We start from the raw sequence: 12,905 nt of genomic DNA, 5'->3' as shown, positions 1-12,905 counted from the left end.
TCTTCATAGTGTGTTTGACATCAGCAATAAATAATGTTTTTTCATACATGAACATCAAATCAATCTCTATTGATAAATCTTTAAACTCTATATTCTTTGGATAGACTAAAAATTCGTTATTGTTCTTAAACAGTAACTCTTTTACTACCTTTAAATCATCTATAAGTTCAGCTTCATAAAACTTCTTATCTATGACTTTAGGAACAATATTATTTAGCAAATATGTAAATTCAATATCTGTGCCCCAATTTAAAATCAAATATTGAGATTTATACTTTTGAACAGGATACAAGTACAAATCAACTTTCTCTATATTCGATACAAAATAGTTCTCAAGAACTTTGTAAAACTGTTCCTTTGAAATAATTTTTTTAAAATCCTTTTTGATAATTCCCTCATAATTTATCCTTAACCAAGTTGATTTAGATGTATTAATATTATCAACAAATTCGCAAATACTATCCCAGACATTATAAATATCTTGAATAGTAATACCATTTTCTATTTCATCATCTACTTTATATCCAAAATCTTTATACAGAAATTCTAAACTTGTTCTTCTAAATAATGACCGGGTAAATCGCTCACCTCTTCTATCTAAAGATATCATTCTTCGCTGTTGTCTGTTAGCCTCATATAAAATCGACACTAAGTCGAGATTATTATCGGAGGATTCAAAAGTATAACAATTTCCATTTAATGAAAAATTGTATCTTCCACTTAATAAATCAAAAAAGTTATTCTTAAACTCTATTATCAAGCCGTATTCCATTATTAGCCTTTTTACAAACTCTTCATTATTATTTCCACACCTAATTTCCTGCTTTTTCTCTAATTCTATGCTATCAGCTAATAAATTAGTGTCATATAAAAATTGACTATATATTTCTAAACACTTTTCATTTGAATGCCTTTTATATTCTTGGAAAATCAATTGTTCAAAATAATATAGTACATTTTTTATGTCCTTTTTATTTTTACTAAGTAACTCATTTATCATTTGATTCTTATTTTCTCTTGACTTTTGATAAGCTGGTAAAAAATCCCCATATATTTTTTTTATATTTTGACAGAAATTCAACGCTTCATTAGAAAAATTAGAACAAATATACTCATCCTTTTCTATTAACTCCAAAAATTCATAGACTCTTTTATAATCTTCTCCGAACATATCATATACGTTACTTTTTAGTACGACAAAAAAAGTTGAACCACTAATTTCGCATCCCTGTTTTAGATATGTACTTACCTTATCTATATCGGATTGTTTCAGGCCTTTTTTTAATTTTTTTAATAATTTTTCCATATTTCTAGTTAGCTGATTCTTTGACATATCTATACTCCTTCCATGTTCTTTTTTTAAATTTACTCCTCAATAATACACATTAAATTATTTTAATCGGATATAACAATTCATTTTATATTTGGTAATGTTTTACCAACCGTTTAGAATCTTATTATACCAAAAATTACATAACAAATTAGAATAATTTGGTTATCCTTGTATAGAAAGTTCCTATATTTATTAATATTTTAATCTTATAAAACAATATATTATAATCGACATTTCAATAACTGTTACAAATAAACAAACTCATATACAGACAGCTAAGCACATAATTTTGTGGTCACAAATGGTCACAGAACTTACAATAACCATTGCTTTTTTAATGGAATTTCATTTGTATAGACCCTTAAAAATGCCTTTAAATCAACGTTTCTCCCGTAGCTCAGCAGGGAGAGCGCCACCTTGACAGGGTGGAGGTCATCATTTTAATTTTACATCCACTTTATTTATAAATAAAAAAAGAGCATATACCTCATATACTCTTCTTCCCATAACTAACAATACACTTTATCCAACTAATATTTATCTATTATATTTAAAAATTTCTCCACTTCACCTAAACTTATTTATTCCATGTAAAAATAAACTCAGCCCTTATTCAAGGCTTAATCCCCCTTTGTATCTAATCCCTATTCTCCAACATTTAACACCCCTAAAACCTCCCTAAACAACACCGAACCCCTACCAACAACCAACTCCAAAGGAACTTCCTTAACTCGCCCATCTCTCCCAACCATAACAACCCCATTCTCATAATCAACCCAAATCTGAACATCCTGCACATAATAACTCTTTATAGAAGAAGCTTCATCTAAATTACGATGATCTAGCTCAACCTTAACTTGCTTCGTAAAACGACGCAGCGTTTTCCAAAGGATTCGTTCTTCTTTTGATTTCATGAATAGTTCTGGAAGTTCTTGTACTTCTCTTAATAACGACATAGTTGTTATGGTGTATATTTGAATGCCATATCCTACTGGGCGGATGAGGTGGTCTAGTTTTTCCCATGGTTCTAGTTCGAAATGTACATATTCATCGTTTTGTTGCATTTGAATATTTTTGATTTTGGCTACATATTGAATGCCACCTTTTTCCCCGTGCCATTTTTTCGGTGCATATAATGCTATGTACTTTGCTTCTTGCCATCCTGGTTTTAGTTGTGTAACTGGTAGCTGATATACGCCATTCTTTCTATATGTTTCATAGTCACTTTCAGTTTTCACGCTGCCCACTAATACTTTTTCTTCTAATGAGGAGTTCCATTCTTCTTTTGTGCCTCTTGGAAGGATGCCTTCTCTTATAATTTCTTCTGGGCTTTTTTCAATGAGATGATCTAGAAATTGTTCTACTAATCTTGTCGCGTTTGGTAAGAACGGGAAGCCACCGATATTTACTTTTTCTATACTTTTATAAAACGGATGGTTCTCGTATGCTTCCTCTTGGTTCCATGGGAATAATACGTACGCTCCGTAAGCTGTTCGCTCAAAAGGCCCCTCTTGTTCCACTACTAGTGCGTCTCTGTAACGATGCATTGTATTAATGTCTTCTTCCATTGGGCCAGGGGCGCCATACTTCCCTTTATAATGAGATGTTTCAGCAAAATCAATTCGATATTTCGCATCAAAAATGTATTGGTATTGATAGCTCTTTCCCTTTTTCTCTATAGCGAGCATCGTATCTGGCTTTTGTGTAACTGTTGGTAGTCTACCGTTTCTTTTTTGGAAGTAAAGCTCGATTGTCTCATCTGTTTCTGGATGTTTAAACCTTCTTTTGGCAGTTTTACTTTCATCAAGTGTTACGTATAAACCATCTTGCTTAACTTGAATAACATCTTGATGGAGCGGTATATATTTCTTTGATAAAATTTGTCCGAGTTTTAAATATGTCCAGTATTCGTATAATCTAGCGACATCTTTTACCGACATTTTGAAAGTTTGCCCTCGTAATGTTAAACCGCGCGATAGCATTAAGAAAATTTGATACGCCTCTCGATAGCCTGCTGCCATTTGGATAACGAGTGAAAAGACTGATCGATCTAATTTTCCGATTCCTCTCCAAAATTGATCGTTCAATTCATTTTTCATTCGATACTTCATATTTTTTACACGTTCTAGCAAATCTTCATCAGTTTCACCACGTGTATATCTAGACTTTTTCTCTAGTACCTTAATTAAATCATCTATTTTATGTACAACTCTTTGAATCATCCATTTAACAAAACGATTTTCCAGCGTGTCATATGACACTTCCTTATAAGCTGTAATGCCTTTAGTCGGTATACTGTTTTCTCCTTGCAGTAAGTGTGGTCGCTTTCGTAAATAATTCATTCCGACAGAATCCAATTTACGAATTTTTTCTCCTCGTACTAGTTGATGTCTAGTCATAAGCGTATGATGCGGTTGTCTTTTAATATGAGAGATTGACTTCATAAAACGCTCAAAGGAATCATTTAAAATACGATAGAACTCACTCTTCGATGGATTTGTGGCGTAAATTGCAGATGCTCCTAAGTAAGTTCTCTTTAATAAATGAAACGCTAAATTATAAATTTCATCATTTACTTCATCTAATAAAGCTCTGTAATCATCCTTATAATCAAGTTTTGCCGGGAAAACTTCAAATGTAACAGTTAATAAAGTATTTTGATCATCTTTAATTTCAAACGTTGTATTTCCTACTTCATTTGGAAATGAAAGATTTCCCATTAACACATGAAGTGATCCCATTTGAATGGAACTAACTTGCTTTCGAAATCCCGGATGTTCATGATAAAAAGAGAGCTGCTTGTTATTTTTCGGAACAACAACAAGCTGATAACTTCTATTTTCAAAAAAGATTGGCGGGTGTTCGTTCCATTTATCTAATCTCTGCAATCTCGCATCAAATACAGAAACGGATTCTGCCTTCCCATCTACCTGAAAATACATCATTTCATCCGCACTCATAGCGTGATACTCTTTTAAACTCTCGTATTTTTCATGATAAGGGTTTCCTTTAATCGTCAATGATAGCTCCTCTGTTTCAATCTTAACTAACTCTATCTCATTATTAGATCCAGAAAGAGGTGAAACCATCATACTCGAACCTCCTTAACATATGAGACAGCTTGTTAGCAGAACGAGGATATTTAGCATATAAAGCGTCATTGTTGCCACTATCATATTCCTCATTTGCACATAATACATACAACTGCTTTAATACCTCTTCTGTTCTTCCATCGCTACCTGCAAGACGTGGTAAAATCTTTTGATATATTTGATAATCAAATGCTTCATCAAACGATAATAACTTTCCTTTTTCGTTGTATGCCATATAGAAACAAATTTCATCTCGTATACGATATCCAACTTGAGCCCCAACTGATTCCAGTGATTCATTTATTTCTATTAAAATAGTCGATATATTTCTCACAAGGTCTTCATTTTCTTTAAAACATTCTTTTAAATGAAGATACTCGGTTTCTAAAGAGCGATTCGAAGCAATTTCAGCTTCCTTCTCCTCTACATCCATTAAGAAATTAAAATAATCTAAGTTAACGGTATTAAACTCAATTGTATTCGCACGATCTAATACTTTCTTACTTAACGGATGTGTCGTTTCATCCATATTTACCGTTCCGATAATATATACATTTGATGGAATCGTAATGTGCTTATTAGTAATCGATTCTGGAAGAACTGGTGACGTAACAATTTTTCCATCTTTCCATTTACGACTTTCAATTACACTTAAAAAATCACTAAAGTAGTATTCCACTCGAGCTAAGTTCATCTCGTCCAACACTACAAAATACGGCCTATTTGGATTTGCATCTGCATTTTCAAGAACTTTGATTAATGGCCTTTCTTGAAACTCCCCTTGGAGGTTCACATAACCGAGTAAATCAGAGCTATCACTCCAATCAGGTCGAACCGGAATAAGTGTAAATTGTCCATTCTCTTCCGTGGCCCCTAAACTCTCTGCAAACCACTGCACAATTTTCGTTTTTCCTGTACCTGAAATACCTGATAAAATTACAAATGGCTTTGTTTTTAATGAAAGGAAGAAATTAATAAGATCCTTTTTCTCATAAAAGAAACCTTTACTTTGAATATAAGAAGACACATGATCGATAATTGATTGTTGATCTAAATACACTTCTTTCCTTTCATAAATCATTTCATATTTCGTTCCTTCCTCTTTATAAGCTATGAATCCCTCATAATAGCGAAGCATTTCTTCTAGGTCCTCTACTAACTCTTTTTCACTTGGCATTTTATTAACATCATACGCAATATAAGCTGCTGTTGAATTTGCATATCCTTTTGCTTTTGGGCTTGTACCTAGGAAAATCTCATCATCTTTTTTCACCTTTTGGGACATATGTATTTGTTCACGAATCTCTTCTTTAATTTTTTGCATCTCTTCTTTAGTTGTTTCTGTCACACCTTGTCCAATGGTCAAATACAATCGTTGCATATCTTCACTAAATAAATAGACGATATAATACCCTCTCTGTGTCGATGTTGTAATACTTCTATGCATTAGTGCAATCCATGGAACTGTCGCCCAATTCCCTTTTCCGACTGACCCTATCACACTGTACTGCTTCTCATTTATAAATGGTAAACGAATGATCTCTGTTGCTATATCATTTCGGACTGTTAATCCTAACTTATGTCCTGCAAATTTTTCTGTTTTTGCATCCAAATATTCTTTCAGTATCTTTAAAAAGCCTTCACGTAAACTACTACTCATATTACCGCCCTTTTCTTCACTCTTTTTTATGTATTGTTCGGCTGGAATCCATTCAGCATTAATTATTTCCAATTTCTCAGACCACATTAAGAGATTATGCGTACGCTCTTTCGCTAATGATTCTAGCATTAAATTATCTCCTCTAGAGTTTCGGACGATTGTCATCGCTAAATTCACTAAAGTAGCCTTCTTGGCAGCCCTCGGATACACTCTTAAAAGATTAAGTACAAACAGAGCAATTTGAAAATACTCCTGCTTTAAAACTAGCTTTCGAATAACATCATTCTTACTCTTTTCTCCAATGTATTCATTTAATAAAGACGTATCAATATCATGATTATCATTTAAAAATCCCAGTAACCTTAAATCTTGTCTTCCTTTAGATTTAACTCTATACAAATTACCACTAATGTGATCACTTAAATTTTTCGGATCGTACGTATCGTTTATTACCTCTTCCAAAAATCCAACAACTTTATGATACTGCTCACATGGTAAATTATCAGTTTGGAACTCTTTAAATGTAATAGCCCCCGATTCCGTTACATCCACAAATGGAAGGTGTGAAAAGAATGCTACTAAGAAAGTATTACATTCACTCACTTGTCCGAAATCCTCACTCTTTACCGTTCGCATAGCGATAAGCTTTCCCCAAGCATTCTTAAGAAGCTCAAAACTCACGTTAAAATAAGATGGTGCTTCTTCTTCCTTTGCATATTGTCCACTTGAAGTTTTAGTTTGAACATCTAATCCTTTATCATCCTTGTTTATAATCCAATAAGTTTTATCACCATTTATATCTTCAGCCTGCTTCATTGATTTAGCCAATTCAATTATGAGTTGCTCTAACATTTTCATCCCCACCGTTACCATTAATTACAATTACTACTATTTTACCAAACTATGTATAAAAGAAAAATCATACAATATGATGTATGATTTTCTACTCTATTATTTAAAATACTTCTGATAATCCTCTTCATTTTTAAATTCGATCGGCCCAACATCCATTCGGAATTTTCCATTCTCGTACAAGAGTGGTGAAGCCTCTGAATGGTCTTTTGAGTAGCTTTCTACATGTGAAATTTTCATCTCATTTGAATTCGTGAAATCAATATGAGCAATACACACCCAATAAGCATGGTCATTTATTTCTAATAACGGTGCTGTTACAATGCTTCCCAAATGATTATCGACAACAGCTTTTGCCCTCATAGAATAAAAACTACCTACCCCATTGCCTACAGCACTATACGCAGCAAATAAAACATATTTCAAAGCTTCTGGTCGATAAATACGAATTGTTTCTTTTCCTGGCTCTTGCGAATCCCCATCTAACACAATATACGGTGAAACTTTAGACGAACCTAGATTTTTATAATAAACCTTTCCTATTTCTCCATTCGTTGTTACGTAAAAACAGTATAAGTCTAAATCTTTATTTGTTTCCCATTCTAAAGTAGCTGTTACTATTTTAGATTTTTGTATATTTATAGATTGTTTTTTCTTCAATTCAACCTTCACTACATTAATAGTTGTTTGTACTGGAGGCGGAGTAGGAACTATTTTCTTCTCTACAGGGGGAACAGTTTGTTTTTCATCATCTGCGATTTCTATCCCAAAATTTTTACATAATGCAGCTAACCCACCAAAATAGCCAGCTCCAATAGGATTGAATTTCCATCCTCCCCCATGTCGATACAGCTCTCCAACAATAATGGCACTTTCATCTGTAAATGCATACGTGATAGGAAAATGAATAATTTCTAATCCTGATTGTGCGTTGTTTATTTTCAATTGAATATGGGAAACATCTCGTAGCGCCTGTTTCTTCTCTTCAGCATTATGAATTGTAATCGAAAATACAACCTTTTGTACCTCATCTTTTATATGAGTAAAATCTATCGAAAATCTTTGTTTACTTCCATTTGCGATACTTTGATTTAATTGAACAGATCGACAACTAGAATAAGGTTGTCCATAAAAAACGAAATCCTCTTCTTTAGTAATTTTCCCATTAAAACCTACTAAAAAAGCTGATGCATCTACATCCATATTCATCGGGGCATTCCAAGTTAAATCTACCAGTAACCCTTTCATCTCTGGATGATTCTTTGTAACATCTATCTTTTGTCCCCTTACTAAAGTATGTATCATCATAATTCCCCCGTCCTACACCTTTAATGTTTTAACATTCAGTTCAATTATACTCCTCTTTAGATTTTCACGGATACCCTCAAGATATTTCGTTCCTTAATACTTGTCCAAAGGAAGGTTTATCATAACTTCCAGCATGAATGTATAAATGCTCAGATGATCTTGTCATGCCTACATATAATAGCTTACGTAGTTTAATATCATTTTGTTCAAGCTCCATTCTTTCAAACTTGTCCACATCAACTAAAAAGACAATTGGTGCCTCAAGACCTTTTGATGAATGATATGTTGTTATAATTAAATGTCCTTCAGTAATATTTTTTGTAACTTTTACTTTTTGACGTATCTCACGATTTAATTTCTTTTGTATATTCTCACAATCTTTTCCTTCTCTACACAAAATTAATATATCTTCTGGCTTATAGCCCTTGCGCTTAATAAGCTCGTAAACTTTATTACTAATATCTTCATATGATCCTTCAATAAAACTAACTCCATCTTTCATTTCATTCTCAAAAGATAGTTCGCTCATTGGACAATAAAATTTATTTACTTCCTCTTCCAATTTCTTTTCTTGTTTCAAGAAATTAAGGGCTAAATCTATATGTTGACTACCGGCACGATAAGATTTCTTTAATAAAGAACTTCTCCCGCGCATATCAATACCTAAGCTCTTCCAACTATGATCTGAGTTGTTATAGATGCTCTGGAGTCTATCTCCTGCTAAAAATAAATTTATCCCAGTAACAGTTTCCTTTTGGTTATTAACATACGCATGTTCTTTACAAGACTTCACACATAATCGAATCCAATCATCTAGAAAGTCTTGGTATTCGTCCACTAAAACAGCATCATATGATGATTGAGCTCGCTGTATAGCTACTTCCGGCAATTCTTCATTCCACCACTTCACTGTATTTTTTTTGGGTACACATATACTTGCTGTATCTAGCGCAAATTTATGAAAAGTGCTAACATCTATATTCTCCAAGCGCACATTCATAAAAGCAAGATCAGCTGCTAAAGAATTCAATTTGTTCTCAATTTTTGTTTTTAACGATCTATTATACGTTAATATTTTTATTTTCCACTCTGGATGTTCACGTACTAGATGAATTGCACGAGCTAGCAATAAAACCGTTTTCCCACTACCCGGAACTCCAGTTACCATATAGTGACCGTACGGTACACGCTTCGCGAAACGCTCTTGCTCTGCATCTAGTGCTGTAATTAATTCGTTTGTACTAATTTGATTATCGCTACAACTAACCTTAATTTCTGGGAATAATAGCGTTCGTATTGCAATAATTTCATCTTCTTCTACGAAACTAAATTCATTTTTAAATAATTGATTTATATTTACTGTACTTAACATATCAGATGAAATACACTGTGCTGGTGGCTGATTAAATACTTGATCTAATCCACTCTCTTCAATTTTATTAGAATGAAGATACGGAAATATAACGTTAGTATGTAATTTAAACTTTAATTCGTTCCGTTCATTTTTTAAAACATCTGGCAAACTAAATAATCTCTGTGCTGCAGTATGGTATAAGTTAGCTTTACAAAACGGATTATCTACCTGTTTCCCATCTGCTAAATCTATTTTTCTTCTATCCGCTCTACTAATGTAAGAAAGTTCCCAATCCTTCACTTCAAAGATTGTTACCCCTCTTTGTGAATCAATTAAAATAAAATCAGGTTCTAAATGTCTAATTCTTGGCTGAATATATAAATACGCTTCTCTTTGCACATCTTTATATAAAGACCGAACCTTTTCAAGTACTTTTCTCTCACCTGGAGTTAAGCTCGGTAAATCATTCGGTATAATGTGTAAACCCACAAGAATCCCCTCTTTTTTCATATTATGCGTGTTTGTCATTCATATAAATTAAATATATATATAAACAAATAAGTTGTAATAATAAAAAATGTTCAAAAGTTCTCTTTTACTATTAAAAATATTATTACACGCCATTCTCATTTTAAATTATATACTAAAATATAAGTTTTCTGGATTATTTTTATATATCCAAAACAAAAAGACACTTTTCATAGTGCCTTTTCCATAAGTCTATACCTGACCTTTTGTATCACTAATTTCTCTTTTCTCGTTTGCCCTGACTAATTAACTTAATAAGTTTCTCTCGATTAATTAATACAACTCGATTCACTTTAGCGAGTTTGTATGCTGCAGCTGTAAATTCACTATTTGTAACAACCCATGTTTCATCAGCTTTATAAAATTCTTTTGCACTAACAATCTCCTGAACAGATTTAATTCCAACGTTATTCTTATAGCGTTTTGCCTGTACAATAATTCTTTTATCATTTTTTCTCAAAATTAAATCTGCACCAAAATCGTTAGATGCTTTAGTAATCTCTGTTTTATAACCCAAAGCTGGAAATAGACTTCCTAAATATTTTTCAAACTGGTGTCCGCTCATCTTATCAATATCATAAATTCCTGATTGCCGAAGTTCTCTTAGCTTTTTTACATTCACATACATATATAATAATATAATTGCTGCCGATACCATTACTATTGGTACTAAAAATTCCGGTTTCCACAACACCCCGAAAAACGTAATAACTAGTAAAGATCCCAGTATTGATTCATCTTGCTTTTTCTTTCGCTTAGCCATCTTAACTCCTTTTCACTCATAAACTATAATAATTATTTTAATAACCTAGATAAAATATCCCACCTAAAATAACTAATGCTATAGCACCTTTAATTATAGGTAGAATATCATCTGGTATATAAGATCTAATAATTACAAGCAGAGTACATATAATAAATATGACACCAAGGAGTATCCACCCGTCCCAAAGTACTTCTTTTAGTGATTCTGGTAACTCTATATTATTAACATCCATTTTATTTCCCTTTCTATCTCAACTTATAAAATTATAATAACGCATTATTTTTATAAAGGGAAATATTTATATAAATGCATATACTAAGAATGATATCGATATTTTATAAGTACAAAGCACTAAAATTACTTATCTCCTCTATCTCCACCAACCATCTCTCCATACCACTCATCACTCTCCTCCAAAAACACCCTACTCTCCCCACTCCCCTTATAAAATCCCTCCCAACCCCGCTCCCTCAAAATCCCCTTCCAACTATCACTCTCAACCATCCTCTTAATCACATCATCCCAATAAGCAACCTCTTCCTCCGTCATATCTTTTGGGCCCATAATGCCTTTCCAGTGCTGGAAGATGACGTTGATTCCTTGTTCTTTCCATGTTGGGATTTCTGGTAGTCGGTCTAGGCGTTTTGGTGCGGATACGGCTAGTATTTTTATTTTGCCGGCTTTGTATTGTTTTTCGGCTTCGGATAGGGTCATGGTTGCGGCGCCTATTTGTTTGTTCGTTAGGGCGTTTATGATTTTTTCTTTGTTTTCGTAGACGAAGAATTGTAGCTCGGCAGGGTTTATGCCGAATGCTTTGCTTACTTGTACGAAGGATAGGTGATCGTCGTTTCCTAGGCCGGGGGCAACGCCGATTTTGAAGTTTTTCTTGTTTTGTTTTAGTTGTTCCATTAGTTCGTTTGCATTTTCTATGTTTGAGTCTTGTGATACGACAACGACTTCCCAGTCCGATGCTAATGTTGCGAGTGGTGTGAAATCTTTGTATGTTAGTTTACTGTGGCCTAGTAGGTTGTTCGTTATGAGTAAGCTTGAGTTGATCGCGAGTACGTGACCACCTTTTTGTTTCGTATATTTCCAACCGACATCACCGCTGCCGCCTACTTTGTTTGTGACAGTGATTGGTTTTGTGAAGATTTTTTCTTCCGTTAGTGTTTTTTGCATCGCTCGTGCCGTTAAGTCCCATCCTGCTCCTGGAACGTTCGGTGCAACGATTTCTAATTTGTCGATGTTCACTTTATTCGTATGGGATTTTTCCGAGGAACAACCAGCTATTACTCCTGTCATGATCCATATACATAGTAATAATCGTTTTTTCATAGTCCTCGTCCTATTCGGTACTTTCGTTCTGGTCGTCCGATAATGCCGTATGTGTACTCTACTGTGCATTCGTTTGTCGCTACTAAGTATTCTAAATATCTTCTTGCGGTTGTTCTGGAGGCCCCCATTTGTTCGCCCATTTCTTCTATTGTAATGCCCTCTTCGAATCCTTTTATAATCCCTTTCACTTTTTGCAGTGTTAACGGATCAACACCTGTCGGTAAGTTTTTTATGTCTTGTGTTTGCGAAGTCCCGAAGAAGTTATCGATGAGTGCTTGATTTATTTCATTGTTACTATGTAATAGTTGCTTCTTTCTTTTATAATCTTCAATTGTGCGAACAAATTTTTCTAACGTGACTGGTTTTATAAGGTAGTTACTTACGCCGTTTCGAATTGCTTTTTCTAACATATAGTTTTCATTCGCCGCTGTTACCATAATGACATCAACATTTGGAAAGTCAGCATGGATTTGTGGTAATAAATCTGTACCAATTCCATCTGGTAAGTAATTATCTAATAGAAGTAAATCGATTTCTTCCTTTTGTAGTAGTTCCATCGTTTCTTTCGCGTTCAATGCTTTTCCGATTACTATTACATCCTTTATTTTTAATAAAAACTCCTCTTGAATTTGCGCGACGCGGAAATCATCTTCTGCAATTGCAACCTTCAACATATG

Annotated in this window: 8 protein-coding genes; all 8 read right to left on the bottom strand. The window is 33.6% G+C overall.

The features are described 5' to 3' along the window. The coding region (locus tag GBN91_RS21820) for a hypothetical protein (protein WP_152122313.1) at positions 1 to 1,333 on the bottom strand (1,333 nt) is incomplete at its 3' end. A gap of 644 nt (positions 1,334 to 1,977) precedes the next feature. Next, positions 1,978 to 4,422: a restriction endonuclease-like protein gene (locus GBN91_RS21815; RefSeq protein ID WP_152122327.1), complete on the bottom strand. Its 2,445-nt coding sequence runs from the start codon at positions 4,420 to 4,422 to the stop codon at positions 1,978 to 1,980. Next, complete coding sequence (locus GBN91_RS21810) at positions 4,397 to 6,937, bottom strand: MrcB family domain-containing protein (protein ID WP_152122311.1); 2,541 nt, start codon at positions 6,935 to 6,937, stop codon at positions 4,397 to 4,399. Before GBN91_RS21810 ends, GBN91_RS21815 begins: the two co-directional genes overlap by 26 nt. A 99-nt stretch (positions 6,938 to 7,036) precedes the next feature. Next, complete coding sequence (locus GBN91_RS21805) at positions 7,037 to 8,242, bottom strand: TerD family protein (protein WP_152122309.1); 1,206 nt, start codon at positions 8,240 to 8,242, stop codon at positions 7,037 to 7,039. Between the two features lie 79 nt (positions 8,243 to 8,321). Next, complete coding sequence (locus GBN91_RS21800; RefSeq protein ID WP_152122307.1) at positions 8,322 to 10,088, bottom strand: UvrD-helicase domain-containing protein; 1,767 nt, start codon at positions 10,086 to 10,088, stop codon at positions 8,322 to 8,324. A 253-nt stretch (positions 10,089 to 10,341) separates the two neighbouring features. Continuing rightward, positions 10,342 to 10,890: a restriction endonuclease gene (locus GBN91_RS21795; protein ID WP_016125572.1), complete on the bottom strand. Its 549-nt coding sequence runs from the start codon at positions 10,888 to 10,890 to the stop codon at positions 10,342 to 10,344. Between the two features lie 360 nt (positions 10,891 to 11,250). Next, complete coding sequence (locus tag GBN91_RS21785; protein WP_152122305.1) at positions 11,251 to 12,228, bottom strand: tripartite tricarboxylate transporter substrate binding protein; 978 nt, start codon at positions 12,226 to 12,228, stop codon at positions 11,251 to 11,253. Beyond that, positions 12,225 to 12,902 (bottom strand): response regulator, encoded by a 678-nt coding sequence (locus GBN91_RS21780; protein ID WP_074554157.1) that lies wholly within the window; start codon positions 12,900 to 12,902, stop codon positions 12,225 to 12,227. Before GBN91_RS21780 ends, GBN91_RS21785 begins: the two co-directional genes overlap by 4 nt. Positions 12,903 to 12,905: the final 3 nt, after the last annotated feature.

This window comes from Bacillus sp. B1-WWTP-T-0.5-Post-4 (assembly GCF_009183795.1).
Taxonomy (GTDB): domain Bacteria; phylum Bacillota; class Bacilli; order Bacillales; family Bacillaceae_G; genus Bacillus_A; species Bacillus_A cereus.
This window is presented reverse-complemented; position numbering and strand designations above follow the sequence as displayed.

Excerpts from the sequence above, each read along its gene's own strand:
- GBN91_RS21780 (WP_074554157.1), bottom strand. The coding sequence starts at position 12,902 with ATGTTGAAGGTTGCAATTGCAGAAGATGATTTCCGCGTCGCGCAAATT.
- GBN91_RS21795 (WP_016125572.1), bottom strand. The coding sequence starts at position 10,890 with ATGGCTAAGCGAAAGAAAAAGCAAGATGAATCAATACTGGGATCTTTA.
- GBN91_RS21815 (WP_152122327.1), bottom strand. The coding sequence starts at position 4,422 with ATGGTTTCACCTCTTTCTGGATCTAATAATGAGATAGAGTTAGTTAAG.
- GBN91_RS21805 (WP_152122309.1), bottom strand. The coding sequence starts at position 8,242 with ATGATACATACTTTAGTAAGGGGACAAAAGATAGATGTTACAAAGAAT.
- GBN91_RS21785 (WP_152122305.1), bottom strand. The coding sequence starts at position 12,228 with ATGAAAAAACGATTATTACTATGTATATGGATCATGACAGGAGTAATA.
- GBN91_RS21810 (WP_152122311.1), bottom strand. The coding sequence starts at position 6,937 with ATGTTAGAGCAACTCATAATTGAATTGGCTAAATCAATGAAGCAGGCT.